Genomic DNA, 18,340 nt, shown 5'->3' with positions numbered 1-18,340 from the left:
TGTCATGGCCAGCTGGACGGTCGAGAACCCGCAGCGCATCACGCCGGACGAGCCGATCACGCGGCTCGACGCCGAGCTGATCAGCGGCCGGCTCAACGTGGTCGGCGCCGACGGGCCGGCCCGGGTCGACGTGACCCGGGTCAGCAACCGGCCGCTCCTCGTCGAGGTGCGCGACGGGCGGCTGACGATCCGGCACAAGCGCAAGCCCGGGCTGTTCGGCATCTTCTCCTGGTTCGGCAACCGGATCCGGGCCGAGGTGTCGGTCGCCGTTCCGCCGGACGTGCTCGCCACCCTGTCGGTGGTCAGCGGCGCTCTCGTCGTCTCCGGGCTGCGCCGGGAGACCCGGGTCGACGTCACCTCCGGGCAGGTCACGCTGCGCGGGCTGCGGGGGCGCACCAGCGCGAAGGTCATCTCCGGGCCGGTCGAGGCGCTCGGCATCGGCGGCGACCTGGACCTGGAGGCGGTGTCCGGCGAGCTGATCCTGGCCGACAGCGCGCCCGAGCGGGTCCGCGCCCACGCCGTCTCCGGCTCGATCACCTGCGACCTGGACAACCCCCGCGGCAGCGAGATCCGGCTCAGCGCCATCTCCGGCAGCATCACCGTGCGGGTCCGCGAGGACAGCGACCTCACCGTGCACCTGCACACCACCTCCGGCAAGATCACCAGCGGTTTCCCGCAGGTGGACGGCGGTGGGCGCGGGCTCGGCTCGATCAAGGACAGCCACGGCGTGCTCGGTGGGGGTACGGGTAGGCTCTGGGCCTCCGCGACCTCCGGCAGCATCGCGCTGCTCGCCCGCCCGGTCGCGCCCGCCGACCATGTGGAGGACGTGCCGTGACCGCCGTGTTCAGCCACGGCCGGCTCCGGCTCTACCTGCTGAAGCTGCTCGACGACGGCCCGAAGCACGGCTACGAGCTGATCCGTCTGCTGGAGGAGCGCTTCCTCGGCCTGTACGCGCCCAGCGCCGGCACCATCTACCCGCGCCTGCAACGCCTGGAGGCGGAGGGGCTGGTCACGCACATCGCCGCGGGCGGGCGCAAGGTCTACGAGATCACCGAGGCGGGCCGCGCCGAGCTGCGGCAGCGCGCCGACGAGCTGTCGACGCTGGAGAGCGACATCGGCGCCGCCGTCGAGGATCTCTCCGCGCTGGCCGGGGAGATCCGCACCGAGGTACGCGGATCGGTGCGCGACCTGAAGCGGGAGCTGCGCGAGGTGGCCCGGCAGACCCGGCAGGGCGGGTGGACGGCGTCGGCCACCGCCCGGCCGGCCGGCGACGGGGGATCGGCCCGCCCGGACGAGTCGCCGCTGCTCGCCGACTTCGACCAGCGACTGGCCGCGTTCACCGTCGAGGTCGGCGCGCTGGTCCGGGCCCGGCGGCTCAGCGACAACCAGCTCCGTACCGCGATCCGGCTGCTCGACGGCGCGCTGGAGGGACTGCGGCGGCTGCTCCGCTGATCTCACAGGTTGTTTCCAGCCGGCACCCAGCGCGGCCGCAGCCGGAGCGCGGATGATGGGAGCCATGGCGGCTACCCAGACCGAGGCCCGGCTTCTCGTCGTCGAGGACGATCCCAACATCCTCGAACTGCTCTCCGCGAGCCTGCGCTTCGCGGGCTTCGACGTGGCCACCGCGACCAGCGGCAGCGCCGCCCTGAACGCCGCCAAGGACCACCGGCCCGACCTGGTGGTGCTCGACGTGATGCTGCCCGACCTCGACGGCTTCGAGGTCATCCGGATGCTGCGCGAGGGCGGTACCCGTACCCCCGTGGTCTTCCTGACCGCGCGCGACGCCACCGACGACAAGATCCGTGGGCTCACCCTGGGCGGCGACGACTACGTCACCAAGCCGTTCAGCCTGGAGGAGCTGACCGCGCGGATCCGGGCGGTGCTGCGGCGTACCGCGACCGGCGAGCAGGCCCCGTCCCGGCTCACCTTCGCCGACCTGGAGCTGGACGAGGAGACGCACGAGGTGCACCGGGCCGGCCAGCGGGTGCAGCTGTCGCCGACCGAGTTCAAGCTGCTGCGCTACCTGATGCTCAACGCCAACCGGGTGCTCAGCAAGGCGCAGATCCTCGACCACGTCTGGAACTACGACTTCCGCGGTGACGACAACATCGTCGAGTCCTACATCTCGTACCTGCGGCGCAAGGTGGACAACACCCAGCCCCGGCTGATCCACACGCTCAGGGGAGTGGGATACGTGCTACGCAAGCCGGCGGCGTGAACGTCGTCGACGACGCGAAGGGCAGGCTGCGCAGCGTCCCGCTCCGGCTGAAGCTCGTCGCCGCGGTCCTCGCGCTCGTCGCCGCGGCGCTCGTCGTGATCAGCGGCCTGACGGCGTTCCTGCTGCGCAACTATCTGATCGGGCAGGCGGACGACCAGCTCCGCGGTGGCGCGTACACGGTGGCCAACACGTTCGACAAGGCCGGCGGCGGCCCGATCAAGATCACCATTCCGTCGGACTACGTGGCGTCCGTCATGGCGCCCGGTGAGTTGCCGGAAGAGCCGACGCGCTACGAGGGCCTGCGCAAAGAGGAACTGCCCCGCTTCCCCACCGACTACGCGGGCTATCAGGAGCGGGTGGGCGACCCGTTCACCGTGCGCTCCGAGGACGGCCGCAGCCGGTGGCGGATGCTCTACACCGCCCTGCCCGACGGGCGGATCATCGCGCTCGGGCAGCACCTCACCGGCGTCGACTCCGCAGTCGGGCGGCTGGTGTGGATAGACCTCCTGGTCGGGGGCGCGGTGCTGATCTCGCTGGCGTCCGTGGGCGCCGGGATCGTCCGTACCAGCCTGAAGCCGCTGGTGGAGATAGAGCGTACGGCGGCGGCCATCGCCGGGGGTGATCTGACCCGGCGGGTGCCCGACCCGGAGGAGGGGCGGTCGTGCCCGACCTCGGAGCTGGGCCGCCTGTCCCGGGCGCTGAACGCCATGCTGGCGCAGATCGAGGCCGCGTTCACCGCGCGGGCCGCCTCCGAGGCGGCGGCGCGCAGCGCCGAGATGGGCGCGCGGGACGCGGCCGCGTACGCGCAGGCGTCGGAGGCGCGGGCCCGCCGGTCCGAGGAGCGGATGCGGCAGTTCATCGCCGACGCCTCGCACGAGCTGCGCACGCCCCTGACCACCATCAGGGGCTTCGCCGAGCTGTACCGGCAGGGCGCGGCGCGGGCGCCGGAGCAGACCGCCGACCTGCTGCGCCGCATCGAGGACGAGGCGTCCCGGATGGGGCTGCTGGTGGAGGACCTGCTGCTGCTGGCCCGGATGGACCGGGAACGGCCGATCGCGTTGAGCCCGGTCGAGCTGCCGGTGCTGGCGTCCGACGCGGTGGAGGCGGCCCGGGTGGTCGACCCGAACCGGCGGATCGAGCTGGAGCGGGAGCCGGGCGCCGGCCCCCTGGTGGTGCTCGGCGACGACGCCCGGCTGCGCCAGGTGATCGGCAACCTGATGACGAACGCGCTCACCCACACCCCGCCGGAGGCCTCGGTGACGCTGCGGCTGCGGGCGGAGGCGGGCAACCTCGCCGTGGTGGAGGTGGCGGACACCGGCCCCGGGCTCACGCCGGAGCAGGCCGAGCGGGTCTTCGAGCGGTTCTACCGGGTGGATGCCGCGCGTACCCGCCGGGCCGGCGGGCCGATCAGCACCGGCCTCGGCCTGGCCATCGTGGCCGCGCTCGTCGCCGCGCACCACGGCACGGTCGAGGTGGCGGAGACGCCGGGCGGCGGGGCGACGTTCCGGGTGAAGCTGCCGCTGTTGCCCGAGGCGCCCGAGCCGGGCGAGTGACGTTCAGAAAACTTCCAGGCGGATTCCAGGCTGGTGACAGTGCCACAGGGAAAGCTGGTGACATGACCGACCACGAGACCGATCCGCAGCGGTCGCCGGCCCCCGCCGACGCCGAGCCGTCGCACCACACCGCCGAGCTGCCCCGCGTCGAGAGCGGGACGTCGGACTCCTCCACCACCCCGGCCGCGGCGTCGGTTCCGGCCGACTCCCCGGCCGCCGGAACCAGCACGCCCGCCGGGCACACGAACCCGGCGGAGAGCGCCGGGAACACCGCGCCCGCCGGGCCGTACCCGCCGCAGCCGGCGATGCCGTCCGCGCCGCCGTACCCGGCCTCCGGGCAGCCGCAGCAGCCCCACCCCTGGTACGGGCAGCAGCAGCACCAGCAGGGCGGCTGGAACCAGCAGGCCGCCGGCGGCTACCCGGCCACGCAGCAGGGTGGGCCGGTGCCGTCGTACCAGGCGCAGCCGTACCAGACGCAGCAGGGTTACCAGTCGTACCAGCCCGGGCAGCCGATGCCGCAGTGGGGCCCGCAGCAGCCGGCCCGCCCCAGCCGGGCCGGGAAGTTCGTCGGCGCGGGCGCGCTGGCACTGGTCCTGATGCTCGGCTCCGGCGCGGCCGGTGGCGCGCTCGCCCTCGCCTTCGACGAGGGCGGCCCCACCCGCACCTACTCCGCCGCCCCGGTGATCAACAGCGCCGACCTGCCCAAGATCGCGGCCTCGGTCCAGGACAGCATCGTCACGATCATGACGAACAGCGGTGAGGGCTCCGGGGTGATCCTCAGCGCCGACGGGTACGTGCTCACCAACAACCACGTCGTCGCCGGCGCCGGTGGCGACACCGTGCGGGTGGTCTTCGCCGACGGCAAGAGCGCGTCCGCGAAGATCGTCGGCACCGACCCGAAGACGGACCTCGCGGTGGTCCAGGCCAGTGGCGTGAGCGACCTGAAGGCGGCCAAGTTCGGCGACAGCGACGCCATGCAGGTCGGTGACCAGGTGCTCGCCCTGGGCAGCCCGCTCGGCCTCCAGGGCTCGGTCACCGCCGGCATCCTGAGCGCCCGCGACCGCACCATCCAGGCGGGGGAGGGCGGCCAGCAGAACCCGCAGCAGGGCGCCAGCTCGATCTCCGGCCTGCTCCAGACCGACGCCCCGATCAACCCGGGCAACTCCGGCGGCGCGCTCGTCAACACCCGGGGCGAGGTCATCGGCATCAACACCGCCATCGCCACCGCCGGGCAGGGCAGCACCGGAAACATCGGCGTGGGTTTCGCCATCCCGAGCAACAAGGCCAAGGACGTGGCCGAGAAGCTCCAGCGCGGCGAGAAGATCAGCCACCCCTCGCTCGGGGTGAGCGTGAACGGCGCCGAGGACGGCGGGGCGCTGGTCGCCGCCGTCACGCCCGGCAGCCCCGCCGAGAAGGCCGGGCTCCAGCGCGGCGACGTGATCACCAAGTTCGGCGACAAGGTGATCAACGACTCGAACGACCTGGTCGGCGCCGTGCAGGCCGGCAAGGTCGGTGACCGGGTCGAGGTGCAGTACAAGCGAAACGGATCCACCGAGAACGCAACCGTGACGCTCGCCGAGACGTCATAGTCCCGAGGACCCGCCGCCCCTCCTCGTTTCTCACCCGGTACGGGTGAGCGCACCTCACCCGTACCGGCGGCAGGCTCGGGGCATGACCACCACGTCCGCCGTGACCGACCAGCAGATCCAGCGCGACGTCCTCGCCGAACTGGACTGGGACGCGCAGACCCGGGCCACCGAGGTCGGCGTGACGGTCTCGCGGGGCGTCGTCACCCTCACCGGGCAGGTGGACAGCTACGCCCGGCGGTGGGCCGTCGAGCGCTGCGCGCACCGGGTACGCGGCGTCCGGGCGGTCGCCAGTGACCTGGCGGTCGACCTGCCCGCCACGGACCTGCGTACCGACGCCGACATCGCGATCGCGGCGAGCCGGGCGCTGGAGTGGGACAGCTTCGTGCCCGCCGAGCGGCTGGACGTGACGGTGGCCGACGGCTGGGTGATGCTGCGCGGCGAGGTCGAGTTCGGCTTCCAGCGCCGTACCGCCGAACGGGAGCTGCGCCGGCTGCGCGGCGTACGCGGGGTGACGAACCTGGTCGAGGTGCGCCCACCGACCCCGCCGAGCGACGAGCAGAAGCGGCTCGACCTGCGCCGCCTGCTGCTGCGGCGTACCGGAACCGAGCGGATCGACGCCCGGGTCGACGGCGACACGGTGGTGCTCGACGGTGTGGTGAGCGCGTGGTGGCAGCGGGAGGACGCGGAACGGGCCGCCTGGGCGCTTCCCGGCGTACGGGAGGTGCACGTCGGGATCGTGGTGGCCGGCTGACCGGCTGTCGTTTACCGCGGGCCGGGCCGGGAACCCGCGCCCAGCGGGGTACGCCGGGGACCGACGGGGAGGACTCGTGGCCGTGAACCAGCAGTCCTTGGAGCGCGCGTGGGCCGGCGGTCCGTTGCGGATCGCGATGGTGGTGCCGCCGTGGCTGACCGTGCCGCCGCCCGGCTACGGCGGGCTGGAGACGGTGGTGGCGGGCCTCGTCGACGCGCTCGTCGACCGGGGGCACCGCGTCACGCTCTTCGGCGCCGGCACCGAGCACGGCACCGCCGCCGACTTCGTCTCCACCTGCGACGACCTCCAGTACGAACGGATGGGTGAGTCGCTGCCCGAACTGGCGCACCTGGCCCACGTGGACCGCCTGGTCGACCCGGCCGACTTCGACCTCATCCACGACCACACCACGATCGGTCCGATGGTGGCCGGCCGTCGCCGGGTACCCACTGTGGCCACCGTCCACGGCAACCCGGTCGGCGAGTACGGCACCGTGCTCGGCAACACCGACCGCGGGGTGGGGCTGGTCGCGATCTCGCACGCCCAGCGCCGGGCCAATCCCGGGCTGCCCTGGGCCGGCACCGTGCACAACGCGATGCCGCTGCGGGACATCCCGCGCAAGCGCAGCCCGGGCGCGGGACCGGTGCTCTGGCTGGCCCGGTTCAGCCCGGACAAGGGCCCGGACGTGGCGATCGCGGCCTGCCGGGCGGCCGGGCTGCCGCTCACGCTCGCGGGCAAGTGCAACGAGCCGGCCGAGCGCCGCTACCTGGAGCAGGTGGTCCGGCCGCTGCTCGGCGACGACGTGACGCCCGTGGTGAACGCCGACCGGGCGACCGCGCTGCGGCTGCTGCTGGACGCCCGCTGCCTGATCATGCCGATCCAGTGGGCGGAGCCGTTCGGCATGGTGATGGTGGAGGCGATGGCGACGGGTACGCCGGTGGTGGCGCTGGGTCGGGGCGCGGTGCCGGAGCTGGTCCGTGACGGGGTCACCGGTTTCGTCTGCGACCACCCGGGCGAGCTGCCGGCGGCGTTGCGGGCGGCGGCGGACCTGGACCCGGCGGACTGCGTGACGCATGTGGCGGAGAACTTCTCGGTGGAGCGGATGGCCGCCGACTACGAGGCGGTCTACCGGGGCTTCCTGGCCGCGCGGGCACCCGCACGGGCACCGCGGGCGGTCGCGCCCGCCGTCGCCGGCTGACCCGTCAGGTCTGCCCGGCCACGAGTTCCGCGGCGGCGGCGTCGAGTCGCCGCGCGTACCCGGGGCTGATGCTGCCCTCGCGGCGACGCTCGTCGATCTTGCCGCGGAGCCGGTCCACGGCGGTGATCACCTCGGTCTCGCCGTTCGCGGCGACCGCGTTGCGCAGCAGGTTGCGCAGGTCCACTCCGACGTCCTCGCGGATCTGGCCCTCGGTCAGCCCGGCCTCGATCAGCCCGTCCACCCGTTCGGCGGCGTCGGCCTGCCCGGCGGCCGGCGGGCGGGCGCCGCCGGTCGGCGGCGGAGTCGTCGGCGCGGCCGGCGGCGTGGTGGGCGGCGCCTCGGTCAGCGGCGGTTCGGCGGGCGACGGCTGTACCGGCCCGGCGGTCGGCAGCACCCGGGGGCCGGCGGGCCGGTCCGGTGTCAGCGCGGGTACCAGCAGCGCCGCCGCGGCGACCACTGTCACGCCGACGGCCGCCAGCGTGAGGGTCCGGCGCCGGCCGGGCGCGGCGGCCGGAACCGGCTGCGCGGCGGTGTCCTGCCCCGGCTCCTGAACCGGCTGCGCGGCCGGGGCCGACGCGGGGGCCGGATCGACCGGGCCCGCCGGCGGCGGGGACGTCAGCGCGGGCAGCGTCACGGTCGGCGCCAGCATGGTGGCCGCCTGCGGGTCGGCGGGCAGCATCTGGTCGCGCAGCACGGCGGCGACCCGGCGCGCGGTGGGCCGGCGACGCGGGTCGCGGGCCAGGCAGCGCAGGCAGATCTCCGCGACCGGGCCGGGCAGCCCCGGCACGTCGTCCAGTGTGGGCTCCGGGCTGTCCGCCAGCGCCGCGCTCAGCTGCTCCCAGGTCTCCGCCGGGTACGGCGGCTGCCCGGTCAGCGTCTCGAACAGCAGCACGCCGAGCGAGTACACGTCGGTGGCCGGCTGGGCGGGCGCGCCGTCGAGCCGTTCCGGGGCCACGTACGCCGGGGTGCCGAACGTGCCGCCGTCCTCGTCGTCGTCCGGCGTGCCGATCCGGGTGGCGATGCCGAAGTCGAGCACCTTCGCGCCGGTGCCGGTCATCATCACGTTGGCCGGGGTCACGTCGCGGTGCACGATGCCGAGCCGGTGTGCCGCGGCCAGCGCCTCGGCCACCTGCGCACCCGTCTCCACCGCCGCCGGCCAGGGCAGCGGCCCCTGGGTCAGCAGGTGTTCGAGCTCCTCGCCGCTGAGCAGCTCCATCACCACGAACGAGGTGATCGAGCCGTCCGGGGCCACCGTCTCGCCGTAGTCGTGCACGGCGGTGACGTGCGGATGGTCGAGCTGGGCGGCCGAGCGGGCCTCCTCGCGCACCATGTCGCGGAACCGCGCGTCGGCGGCGAGCGAGGGGGCGAGCACCTTCACCGCCACCACCCGGTCGAGCACCTCGTCGCGGGCACGCCAGATCACCGACATGCCACCGGCACCGATCCGGTCGATGAGCCGGTACCGCCGGGCCAGCAGACGGCCGGCCTGGAGTGTCGCCATCAGCTCGCACCTGCCTGGGCTCGGGAGCGCTATCAGGTTGCGTGAATGTGTCTTACCTGTCAACAGTCCCCGCGGAGCCGATTGCGCGGCGCGCATCAGCGACGCCTCCCGGTGACGGCCGGGACCAGCGGGGACGGCCCGCCCGGCCGGGTGTGGGCCGCGTGCCAGGATGAACGGCATGGCAGCAGGTCCGGTGGCGTTCGTGCTCGGCGGCGGGGGAGTGCTCGGCGCGGTCGAGGTGGGCATGCTGCGTGCCCTGTTCCGCGCCCGGATCAAACCCGACCTGGTGCTGGGCACGTCGATCGGCGCGGTCAACGGCGCCCTGGTCGCCGCCGACCCGACCGAGGCGGTCACCGACCGGCTGGTCCGCCTCTGGGCGTCGCCCGAGGCCAGCGAGGTGTACGGCGACTCGGTCGCCCGGCAGCTGCGCCGGTTCGCCGCCCGTACCCACCTGCACTCGCCCCGCCCGCTGTACCGCCTGCTGGAGAGCGCGCTGGGCGAGGAGACCACCTTCGCCGACCTGGCCGTGCCGTTCCGCTGCTGCGCCGCGAACATCGAGCGCGCCGCCGAGCACTGGTTCCACACCGGACCGCTGGTGCCGGCGGTGCTCGCCTCCGCCTCGGTGCCCGGGCTGCTGCCCCCGACCCAGATCGACGGCCAGCACTACATCGACGGCGGGGTGGTCAACTCGATCCCGGTCGGCGAGGCGGTGGCGCTCGGCGCGAAGCAGATCTTCGTGCTCCAGGTGGGCCGGATCGAACGCGAGCTGAGCCCGCCGCGCCGCCCCTGGGAGATCGCCCAGGTGGCGTTCGAGATCGCCCGCCGGCACCGGTTCGCCCGCGAGATGGCGGCACTGCCCGAGGACGTCGAGGTGCACGTGCTGCCCACCGGCGGGCTGGAGCCGCGCGACGACAGCCCGTGGGCGTACCGGGACACGGCGGCGGTGGGACGGCGGATCAGCCGGGCGTACACTGCCTCCCGCCGATACCTGGACACCGCGCTGGAGCGCTGAATGCCGCTGCCACCCCGCTGGTTACGCCGGCTGGTGCTCGCCCCCGGTGTGGTGCTGCTGGCCTTCTTCGTGGTGACCACGCTGCCCGGCTGGGCGCTGCTGGCGCTCGCCGCGTCACCGCTGGTGCCGGGACGGCTGCGCCCGCTGCGGCTGCTCTGGATCGGCACCGTCTACCTGGTCTGGGACGCCGCCGCGCTGCTCGCGCTGTTCCTGCTCTGGCTCGCCTCGGGCTTCGGCGTCTACAAGCGCGCGCCGGCCTTCCAGCGGGCCCACTACGTGCTGGCCGGCTGGTTCCTGCGGATCATGTTCTGGCAGGCCCGGTGGACGCTGCGGCTGAGCATCGACGTGGTCGGCACCGACCCGGACACCGCCCTGCCGGGCCGCCCCGAACTGGTCGTCTGCCGGCACGCCGGGCCGGGCGACTCGTTCATCCTCATCCACGCGCTGGTGAACTGGTTCAACCGGGAACCCCGGATCGTGCTCAAGGAGACCCTCCAGTGGGATCCGGCCATCGACGTGCTGCTCAACCGGTTGCCCAGCCGGTTCATCGCGGCCGGGCCGGACGGGCGGGAGTCGGTGGTGCGGCAGATCGCGCACCTGGCGACCGGCCTGGACGACGACGACGCCTTCGTGATCTTTCCGGAGGGCGGCAACTTCACCCCGTCGCGGCGGCTGCGCGCGATCGACCGGCTGCGGTCGCTCGGCCTGGAACGGATGGCGCGGCGAGCCGAACGGATGCAGCACGTGCTCGCCCCGCAGCCGGGCGGGCTGCTCGCCGCGCTCGACGCCGCGCCGGACGCCGGGGTGATCTTCGTGGCGCACACCGGTCTGGACCAGATGCTCACCGTCGCGGACGTGTGGCGCGAGCTGCCGATGGACAAGCGGATCGTGATGCGGTTCTGGTCGGTGCCGCCGGAGGAGATCCCGGCCGGCGAGCAGGAGCGCATCGACTGGCTGTTCGACTGGTGGGCCCGCATCGACACCTGGGTCGCGGCCAACCGCAACGGCGCGGCCGACGGCTGAGTGGAATCGCCGCGCGTGTTCAGCGCGGTGCCAGGTCCGCCGCGTAGGGTGCCCTGGTGGACCAGATCTGCGTGGTGACGACTGTGGTGGACGCCCGCGGGGTCGCGGACGTGCTGGCGGCCGCGGCCGTCGCCGGTCGGCTGGCGGCCTGCGCCCAGGTCGGCGGCCCGGTGGACAGCACCTACTGGTGGCAGTCGGCGATCCAGACCACCGCCGAGTGGCAGGTGCGGTTCAAGACCGCGCCGGACCGGGTGGACGCCCTGGTCGACCAGCTCCGCGCCAACCACCCGTACGAGGTGCCGGAGATCCTGGTCAGCCGGGAGGACAGCGGCAACCCCGCCTACACGACCTGGGTACACGAGCAGACCCGGCCCTAGGTACTCCTACTCTGTCCGCCCGCCCCGCCGCTGACGAAGCTGGCGAGGTGGAGAACACCGGCTACCCCTGCCCCGGTTGCGGCGCCCCGGCCGACCTCGTCGCCGGATGCCGCGCCTGCGGCCGTCCGCCCTACCCGCCCGCCGCCGAGGTGGTCCGGCTGGACCGGGAGATCACCGAGCTGACGCCGCGCGTCGAGGCGGCCCGGCACGCGTACCAGGATCTGTCCGGCCGGCTGGTCACGGCCCGGCAGCGACGGGCGGCGCTGGCCGCCCGGATCCGCCAGGAGATCCCCGCGCCGCGCCCCGCCGGTCCCGCGCCGCTCCCGGCGCCGATGCCGCCGCGTCCGGTTCCACCCACCCCCGCGGTACGCCCCGGCGGCGCGGAAACCTCCACCCGCGCGGTCCAGGGCCTGCTGTTCGTCCTCGGTGGACTGCTGCTCGGCACGGCCGCCGTGGTGTTCACCGCCGTCGCGTGGGCCACGTTCGGGGTGACCGGCCGGGCACTGGTCCTGCTCGCAGTCACCGCGCTCGCTCTGGTCGCGCCGCTCGTCGCCCGGGCGCGCGGGCTGCGCGGCACCGCCGAGACGCTCGCCTCGGTGGCGTTGCTGCTGGTGGTCCTGGACGGGTACGCCGCCTGGTCGGTGGACCTGTTCGGGGTGACCGGCCTGCCCGGCAGCCGGTACGCGGCACTCGTCGCGGGCGCTGGCGCGGCGGTGGCGGCCGGGTACGCACTGGTCAGCCGCCTCACCGCACCCTGGTTCGCGGCGTGGCTGCTCGCGCAGCCGGTGCTGCCGCTGGCCGCGTCCGCGTTCCGGCCCACCGCCGCCGGCTGGGCGCTGGTGCTGACCGCCGTGGCGCTCGGCGACCTCGCGGTGGTGGTCGTGCTGCGCCGCCGTACCTCCGGCAGCCGCACGGCGCTGGTGGCCGGGCGGGTGCTGGGCTGGACCGGGCACGGCGTGGCGCTGGTCCTGGCGGCCGGCTGCGCGCTGGTGCCGCTGGCGGTCGGCCACGCGGCGGGCGTGCCGCTGCTGGCCGGTGGCCCGCTGCTGGTGGTGGCGCTGGCAGTGGTCGCCGGCGCGCTCGCCGCCGGTGGCCGCCTCTGGCGCGCGACGACCACCGGGCTGCTGGTGCCGGTGCTCGCCCTCGCGCTGATCCGGCCGGTCGGCGAACTGCGCCCGGGGCTGTTGCTGCTCGCCGCCGGTCTCGTGGTGGCGGCGCTCGCCGGTGCGGTCCGGGCGCTGCCGGCGCCGGTCCGGACCGGCCCGCTCGTGGGCGCGCTCGCGGTGGCCGCCGCGCTGGGCCAGGTCGCGGTCGTGCTCACCGGCGTGGTCGGCGCGGCCACCGCGAGTGCCGGCTTCCCGGCCTGGCAGGGCGGCCGGGACGTGCCGGTTCCGTCCTGGGGCTGGCAGCTTCCGGTGGCCCTGCTGCTGACCGCCGGGGCGGTCGCGCTGCTGACGCCACGGGCCGTCCGGCCACTCGCCGGCGTGGCGGCCGCCGGGCTGGTCGCCCTCGCGGTGCCGGCCGTGACGGTGACGCCGTGGCCGCTGGTGCTGGTCGTGGACCTCGCGACGGCCACCGCGCTGCTGCTGGCGGCGGTGGCCCGGCCGCGCGGTGGACGGGTCGTCGTGCCGGTCACCGCGTCGGCCGGGGCGGTGCTGCTCGGGCACGCGCTGCTGGTCGGCTGCGCCGCCCCGGCCGGTGCCGTCGCCGTGCTCGCCGTCACGGTGGGGCTCGGCGCGGCGCTCGCCACGCTGGGCCGGCGCGGACAGGGCGCGCAGTCGGTCGTCGGCGGCGTCGCGCTCGCGGTGGCGCTGCTCGCCGTACCGGCGGGCGTGGCGGTCGCGCTGCTCGGCCTCGGCGCTCCGGCCTGGTGGCAGCTGCGGGGTGCGGCCGCCGCCGTCGTGGTGCCGGTGGTCGCCGTCCTCGCCGTCCGTCGCCGGTGGAGCGACCTGAGCGGGTACGCCTCGACGGGGCTCGCCGTTGCGCTCGCCGGGGTCGGCCTCGGGCCGCTCGTCGCGCCGGGCGGGGAACCGGTGGCGGTGTACGCCGCGGTGGGGGTGCTGCTGGCGCTCGCCGCCGGGGCCGGTTCCCGGCCGGCGGTCGCGCTGCCCGCGGTCGGCGTCGGGCTGGCCGTCCTGGCGCTGCTCGCGGTCGCACCGGCGGTGCTGACGGTGCTGGTGGACCTGCCGGTGCGGCCCTGGTCCGGGGTGCCGGCTGCCGTGGAAGCCTCCGCCGGGACCGCCCGCGCCGGGCTGGTGCTGCTGCTCCTGGGCGCCGCCGCCGGAGCGTACGCCGCGACGGATCGCCGCGTCACGTGGTGGCTCGCCGCGCTGCCGTTCGGCGCGGTGGCGCTGCCGGTACTGGCGGCGGCCGCCGGTACGCCGTGGCCGGTGGTGCCGGCTGTGGCGTTCGGCCTCGGGCTGGGCGCGCTGCTGGTCGCCGCGCTCACCGGTGCGCGGCCGGTGGTGCTCGTGCCGCTGGGTGCGGTGCTGGCCGTACCCGGGTTCGGTGGCCTGCTCGCCACCCGGGCAGGGACGCTCGCGGCGCTCGGGGCGCTGGTGGTGACCGGTGCCGTCACCGGCGCGGCCGGGCGGCCGGTGGTGGTCCGGATCGCGGGGTGGCTGGGCGCCGTCACGGCGGCGACCGGGTTCGCGGTCACCGCTCCGCTCGCGGCCGGGCTGCCGCTGCGTACCGCGGCGTTCGCCGCCCTGGGCGTCGCGGCCGTGACGCTGCACGCGGCGCCGCTGCTGCGCGCGGGCCGATCCGGGCGGCCGGGCGTGTGGGCGCTGGAGGGGGCGGCGCAGGCCGTGGCGCTGCTCGCGCTGCTGCTCGCCGGCGGCTCGTTGCGGCACGCGGCGGCGGTCTGCGTGCTCTGGGGCGCGGCCGTCGCGGTCCGGGTGCCGCGCCGGGGCGAGTCGCCGGGCGGGCGTCGCGTGCTGGCCGCGGTGGCCGCCGGCAGCGAGCTGGTCGGCGGGTGGCTGCTGCTCGCCGCGGGCGGCGTCGTCGTGCTGGAGGCGTACACACTGCCGGCGGCGGCGCTCGCCCTGGGCGCCGGGCTGCTGGCGCTGCGGCGCCGGCCCGGGCTGACCAGCTGGCTGGCGCTCGGCCCGGGACTCGGCGCGGCGTTCCTGCCGAGCCTCGTGTCGGTGCTGTTCTCCGGTGAGCCGCAGCCCTGGCGGCGGCTGGCGCTCGGCGCGGCGGCGCTCGCCGTCGTGCTCGGCGGGGCGACCCGGCGCTGGCAGGCGCCGGTGGTGCTGGGCGCGGCCACGCTGGTGCCGCTGGCGCTGTACGAACTGGTCCGGGGCTGGGACCTGCTGCCCCGCTGGGCCTTCCTGGGAGTGGGCGGGCTGCTGCTGATCGGGCTGGCCGCCACCTACGAGCGGCGCCGGCGCGACCTGGTCCGGCTGCGCGACGCGGTCGCCCGGCTCGGCTGACCCGCGCGACGAAGCCCTCTCACCCACAGTGGTGAGAGGGCTTCGTCGCGTCAAAATTGATCGACGGCAATTATTGCTCCGCGACATCGAAGGTTGTTAGATTCCTTCCGGCACCCACGGGGGGCGCTGAACCGACTCGCTCGCCGGAAAGGGCGCCGGCCGGGGTGCCGGCGCGGCACGCGCCGGCAAGGCCAGCGGGGCCTCGCCGGGCAGCCGGGCCTCACAGGGCGGTGGGGCGTCCACCGCCGCACGGGACTGTTTCTCCAACAGCTTCGTAGCCGGCACGCTGGTGCTGCTCGCGGACGGCACCACGAAGGCGATCGACGGTCACCCGTTCTGGGTGGACGACGAGGGCCGGTGGATCGACGCCGGGCAACTCGTGGCCGGTGACCAGGTGGCGACGCCCGACGGCGGAACCCTGACGGTGGTACGGACGCGGCACTGGACGCAGGTCACCGCCGTCTACAACCTCACCGTCGACGACATCCACACGTACTATGTGCTGGCCGGAATCATCCCGGTGCTGGTGCACAACACCGGGCCGTTGTGTGGTAAGCACGGGGGGTCGTCGGGCAGCCCTTCCGGGCCGGGGATCCTCGAAGGACCCGCTCCTGCGAAGGCGGCCGACATGCTGGAGAAGGTCAAGAACAGAACCGGCGGTATCGGCAAGGTGCCGGGATATGAAGGTAACGGGAGCTGGGGCAACAAGGCGAACGACCTTCCCGGCGGTGCGTACCGGGAGTGGGATGTCAATCCGACGGCTGACCTGCCGACCTGTTCCTTCGCGGGTTGCGGTAGGCCAATCCGTGGTGGTGAGCGTCTGCTGACGCCGAAGTCGGGCTCAGGGCCGGCCTACTACACCCCGGATCACTACGGCTCCTTCTACTACGTCGGAGAATACCCGTGATCAACTCAGCGGCGTTCGGTGATTTCGCCTCACCGGTGGAACCGTGGGTGGTGCTCGCGCGAGCCGACGATCGCGAGGTCCGTCACCAACTCGAAGCGCTGATGCCCGACGGTGTCGTCCGACGGCTGGACCCGGGGAACATGGTTGACGAGGCCGGCCTGTTCCGCGAGTTCGCGGAGAAGTTGGAGTTTCCTTCCTACTTCGGTCACAACTGGTACGCCCTCGTGGACTGTCTCGATGATCTCCACGGTGCTTGGCACGGGAAGCGGCCGGTGGTGGTTGTCGTCGACGGTGCCGACGAACTGGTGGGCAAGGACTTCTTCCCCCTGTTCATCGCGCTGTTGTGCGAAGCCGGCGAGCGGGCCAACCTCTCGCTCGACGCGGACGGTCTCCCGCGAAGCCGTCCGCCGTTCCCCCTTCACTTCGTATTCCTGCTGGCGCACCTCGAACCGGGCGAGGTGGCTGCGAGGTTGGGTGTTCGGGAGGATCTGCGGATCCGACTCGTACGCGATCGCGTCCTGGTGTCGTCGAAGCCTGAATGATTGCGCGGAAGCCGGGTGGCGTCTGAACGAGACGCCACCCGGCTTCCGCGACCGGGCCCGGATGACACCGGTACGTCTCACCTGATCGGCGAACCACCGTCGACCGGGATGGTGTGGCCGTGGATGAAGGACGCGTCGTCGCTGGCGAGGAAGCAGACCGCGCGGGCGATCTCGTGCGGCTCGCCGTACCGGCCGGCGGGCGCCTGCATGGTCAGGTCGTAGAACGGGAAGTCGCTGGTGATCTCCGCACCCTCGAAGGCGGCGGTCTTGATCACGCCCGGGCCGATGCCGACCGCGCGGATGCCCTGGTGCCCGTAGTCGTAGGCGATCTGCTTGGTGAGCCCGATGACGCCGTGCTTGGCGGTGGTGTACTCCGCGCCGACCTCGCTGGCGACCACGCCGGACGCCGACGACACGTTGATCACGACACCCTGGCCGCGCTCCAGCATGTGCGGCAGCGTGGCCTTCGTGGCGAGGAAGACGCCCTTCAGGTCGACCTCCATGACGCGGTCCCACTGGCTGTTCTCGATCTCCAGCAGCGGCACGTACGCGCCGAACACGCCCGCGTTGTTCACCAGCACGTCGATGCGACCGTACGCGTCGAGGGCGGCGCTCACCATGGCGCGCACCGAGTCCTCGTCGGTGACGTCGGCCGCCACCGCCACCGCGTCGCCGCCGGCTTCCTTGACGCGCGCGACTGTCGCCTCGGCGCGCTCCAGGGAGAGGTCGGAGACGACGACCTTCGCGCCCTCGGCGGCCAGTTCGACGCACATGGACATGCCGAGTCCGGAGCCCACCTGGTCCGGGCTGAAGCCGCCGCCCGTCACCAGCACCACCTTGTCCGTCAATCCACGCACCGCGCTGTCTCCCGTCTGTCGATGACTATGCGGCCTGCCCCTCGGCCGTTCGGATGAATGGCCCTCATCTTTATGTACAGATAAGCTGGTCAGAGAGGGTGCGCCCATCGGCGAGAGGGTTCGCGGCGATGTGACGAAGATCGTTTGCGCCGCTCCGGCCCGGAGGGGTAGGGACAGCACCACCCCGGAGCCGGGGGTCTGCGGGATTACCCACGGCGACGATCATCGCCAGAATCGGTGACGGAGAGTCGCGTACGGAGCGTGGCTCGCGGCATCGGGGGCGACATGACTACTTCCACGGCGACAGAACCCGCGGCACGGCGGGGCAGCGACTACGCGCGGCTGTCCCGCCGGATCGCCGAGGCGGGACTGTTCGAGCGGCGGCCCGGCCGGTACGCGCTGCGGATCGCGCTCACGCTCGGCGCGTTCCTGGCCGGCTGGGCGGTGGTGGCGCTCGTCGGTGACTCGTGGTGGCAGGTGCCGCTGGCGGTGGTGATGGCGGTGGCCACCACGCAGGTGGCGTTCCTCGGCCACGACGCCGGGCACCGGCAGATGTTCCGCCGGCGCGGGCCGAGCGAGGCGGCCGGACTGGTCGCCGGCAACCTCGCGGTCGGGCTCAGCTACGGCTGGTGGGTGGACAAGCACAACCGGCACCACGCCAACCCGAACCACACCGACGAGGATCCGGACGTCGGCGCGGGCGCGCTGGTGTGGACGTACGAGCAGGCGACGGCCACGCGCGGCCTGAGCCGGTGGATGGCCCGGCGCCAGGCGTGGCTGTTCTTCCCGCTGCTCCTGCTGGAAGGGCTGGCGCTGCACGTGGCGAGCGTGCAGGCACTCGTCGGCCGGGAGCCGGACGGGCGGTGGCGGGTGCCGATGCGGCACCGGGCGGCGGAGGCGCTGCTGCTCGCCGCGCACGCCGCCGGCTACCTCGGGCTGCTGTTCGCGGTCATGTCCCCGGCCAAGGCGCTGCTGTTCGTCGCCGTGCACCAGGGGCTGTGGGGGCTCTACATGGGCTGCTCGTTCGCCCCGAACCACAAGGGCATGCCGATGCCGACCGCCGACGACGAGCTGGACTACCTGCGCAAGCAGGTGCTGACCTCGCGCAACGTCCGCGGCGGCCGGTTCGTCGACCTGGCGCTGGGCGGGCTCAACTACCAGATCGAGCACCACCTGTTCCCGAACATGCCGCGCGCCAACCTCCGCCGGGCCCGGCCGCTCGTCATGGCGTACTGCGCCGAGCAGGGCGTCCCGTACGCGGAGACCGGGCTGTTCGAGTCGTACCGGCAGGCTCTGGCGCACCTGCACGACGTGGGCCGCCCGCTGCGCGCGGCCTGAGCCGGGCGGGGGCGAGTGGGGGCGCCTCCGCCCGGCGTCA

General features: G+C 74.2%; 16 protein-coding genes. 14 read left to right on the top strand and 2 right to left on the bottom strand.

Going from position 1 to position 18,340, the window contains the following annotated elements:
- Positions 1 to 4 precede the first annotated feature (4 nt).
- The 7 genes from V6U82_RS16050 (at position 5) to V6U82_RS16020 (ending at position 7,309) form a co-directional block, all read left to right on the top strand.
- A complete protein-coding gene (locus V6U82_RS16050; protein ID WP_334461982.1) occupies positions 5 to 835 on the top strand; it encodes a DUF4097 family beta strand repeat-containing protein in 831 nt (276 codons plus the stop codon).
- Entirely contained in the window at positions 832 to 1,452 is a 621-nt protein-coding gene (locus V6U82_RS16045; protein ID WP_334461980.1) for a PadR family transcriptional regulator, read from the top strand. Before V6U82_RS16050 ends, V6U82_RS16045 begins: the two co-directional genes overlap by 4 nt.
- Before the next feature lie 64 nt (positions 1,453 to 1,516).
- A complete protein-coding gene (locus V6U82_RS16040; RefSeq protein ID WP_030271847.1) occupies positions 1,517 to 2,218 on the top strand; it encodes a response regulator transcription factor in 702 nt (233 codons plus the stop codon).
- Complete coding sequence (locus tag V6U82_RS16035; protein WP_334461975.1) at positions 2,215 to 3,771, top strand: sensor histidine kinase; 1,557 nt, start codon at positions 2,215 to 2,217, stop codon at positions 3,769 to 3,771. Before V6U82_RS16040 ends, V6U82_RS16035 begins: the two co-directional genes overlap by 4 nt.
- Before the next feature lie 62 nt (positions 3,772 to 3,833).
- Positions 3,834 to 5,360 carry a S1C family serine protease gene (locus V6U82_RS16030; protein WP_334461971.1) on the top strand — a complete coding sequence of 509 codons (1,527 nt, stop codon included), beginning with the start codon at positions 3,834 to 3,836 and terminating at the stop codon, positions 5,358 to 5,360.
- 82 nt (positions 5,361 to 5,442) lie between these two features.
- Entirely contained in the window at positions 5,443 to 6,111 is a 669-nt protein-coding gene (locus tag V6U82_RS16025) for a BON domain-containing protein (RefSeq protein WP_334461968.1), read from the top strand.
- A 136-nt stretch (positions 6,112 to 6,247) separates the two neighbouring features.
- Positions 6,248 to 7,309 carry a glycosyltransferase family 4 protein gene (locus tag V6U82_RS16020; protein ID WP_334462161.1) on the top strand — a complete coding sequence of 354 codons (1,062 nt, stop codon included), beginning with the start codon at positions 6,248 to 6,250 and terminating at the stop codon, positions 7,307 to 7,309.
- A gap of 4 nt (positions 7,310 to 7,313) precedes the next feature.
- On the opposite strand, the gene V6U82_RS16015 is transcribed toward V6U82_RS16020, so the two are convergent.
- Positions 7,314 to 8,810, bottom strand: a complete 1,497-nt coding sequence (locus V6U82_RS16015) for a serine/threonine-protein kinase (RefSeq protein ID WP_334461966.1) — start codon at positions 8,808 to 8,810, stop codon at positions 7,314 to 7,316.
- Between the two features lie 178 nt (positions 8,811 to 8,988).
- Between V6U82_RS16015 and V6U82_RS16010 the strand changes: the two genes are divergently transcribed.
- From V6U82_RS16010 to V6U82_RS15985, 6 genes are all read left to right on the top strand, one after another.
- Positions 8,989 to 9,822 (top strand): patatin-like phospholipase family protein, encoded by an 834-nt coding sequence (locus V6U82_RS16010; protein WP_128138846.1) that lies wholly within the window; start codon positions 8,989 to 8,991, stop codon positions 9,820 to 9,822.
- Positions 9,823 to 10,845 (top strand): 1-acyl-sn-glycerol-3-phosphate acyltransferase, encoded by a 1,023-nt coding sequence (locus V6U82_RS16005; protein ID WP_334461961.1) that lies wholly within the window; start codon positions 9,823 to 9,825, stop codon positions 10,843 to 10,845.
- A gap of 56 nt (positions 10,846 to 10,901) precedes the next feature.
- The gene (cutA, locus tag V6U82_RS16000; RefSeq protein ID WP_104114519.1) at positions 10,902 to 11,222 is read left to right on the top strand and encodes a divalent-cation tolerance protein CutA; all 321 of its coding nucleotides are present in this window, start codon (positions 10,902 to 10,904) and stop codon (positions 11,220 to 11,222) included.
- A gap of 47 nt (positions 11,223 to 11,269) precedes the next feature.
- Positions 11,270 to 14,656 (top strand): SCO7613 C-terminal domain-containing membrane protein, encoded by a 3,387-nt coding sequence (locus V6U82_RS15995; RefSeq protein ID WP_334461955.1) that lies wholly within the window; start codon positions 11,270 to 11,272, stop codon positions 14,654 to 14,656.
- A gap of 289 nt (positions 14,657 to 14,945) precedes the next feature.
- Positions 14,946 to 15,563: a polymorphic toxin-type HINT domain-containing protein gene (locus V6U82_RS15990; RefSeq protein WP_334461953.1), complete on the top strand. Its 618-nt coding sequence runs from the start codon at positions 14,946 to 14,948 to the stop codon at positions 15,561 to 15,563.
- A complete protein-coding gene (locus tag V6U82_RS15985) occupies positions 15,560 to 16,105 on the top strand; it encodes a barstar family protein (protein ID WP_128136686.1) in 546 nt (181 codons plus the stop codon). The genes V6U82_RS15990 and V6U82_RS15985 overlap by 4 nt, the downstream gene beginning before the upstream one ends.
- Positions 16,106 to 16,182: 77 nt before the next feature.
- Here V6U82_RS15985 and V6U82_RS15980 read toward each other — a convergent pair whose 3' ends face one another.
- Positions 16,183 to 16,962 (bottom strand): SDR family NAD(P)-dependent oxidoreductase, encoded by a 780-nt coding sequence (locus V6U82_RS15980; RefSeq protein ID WP_128136685.1) that lies wholly within the window; start codon positions 16,960 to 16,962, stop codon positions 16,183 to 16,185.
- Between the two features lie 285 nt (positions 16,963 to 17,247).
- Here V6U82_RS15980 and V6U82_RS15975 point away from each other — a divergent pair, with 285 nt between their 5' ends.
- Positions 17,248 to 18,300, top strand: a complete 1,053-nt coding sequence (locus V6U82_RS15975) for a fatty acid desaturase family protein (RefSeq protein WP_128136684.1) — start codon at positions 17,248 to 17,250, stop codon at positions 18,298 to 18,300.
- The last annotated feature ends 40 nt before the right edge of the window (positions 18,301 to 18,340 follow it).

The sequence above is a fragment of the Micromonospora sp. CPCC 205554 genome (genome assembly GCF_036902745.1).
GTDB lineage: Bacteria > Actinomycetota > Actinomycetes > Mycobacteriales > Micromonosporaceae > Micromonospora > Micromonospora tulbaghiae.
This window is presented reverse-complemented; position numbering and strand designations above follow the sequence as displayed.

Excerpts from the sequence above, each read along its gene's own strand:
- V6U82_RS16050 (WP_334461982.1), top strand. The coding sequence starts at position 5 with ATGGCCAGCTGGACGGTCGAGAACCCGCAGCGCATCACGCCGGACGAG.
- V6U82_RS16040 (WP_030271847.1), top strand. The coding sequence starts at position 1,517 with ATGGCGGCTACCCAGACCGAGGCCCGGCTTCTCGTCGTCGAGGACGAT.
- V6U82_RS16030 (WP_334461971.1), top strand. The coding sequence starts at position 3,834 with ATGACCGACCACGAGACCGATCCGCAGCGGTCGCCGGCCCCCGCCGAC.
- V6U82_RS16025 (WP_334461968.1), top strand. The coding sequence starts at position 5,443 with ATGACCACCACGTCCGCCGTGACCGACCAGCAGATCCAGCGCGACGTC.
- V6U82_RS16020 (WP_334462161.1), top strand. The coding sequence starts at position 6,248 with ATGGTGGTGCCGCCGTGGCTGACCGTGCCGCCGCCCGGCTACGGCGGG.
- V6U82_RS16015 (WP_334461966.1), bottom strand. The coding sequence starts at position 8,810 with ATGGCGACACTCCAGGCCGGCCGTCTGCTGGCCCGGCGGTACCGGCTC.
- V6U82_RS16010 (WP_128138846.1), top strand. The coding sequence starts at position 8,989 with ATGGCAGCAGGTCCGGTGGCGTTCGTGCTCGGCGGCGGGGGAGTGCTC.
- V6U82_RS16005 (WP_334461961.1), top strand. The coding sequence starts at position 9,823 with ATGCCGCTGCCACCCCGCTGGTTACGCCGGCTGGTGCTCGCCCCCGGT.
- V6U82_RS15975 (WP_128136684.1), top strand. The coding sequence starts at position 17,248 with ATGACTACTTCCACGGCGACAGAACCCGCGGCACGGCGGGGCAGCGAC.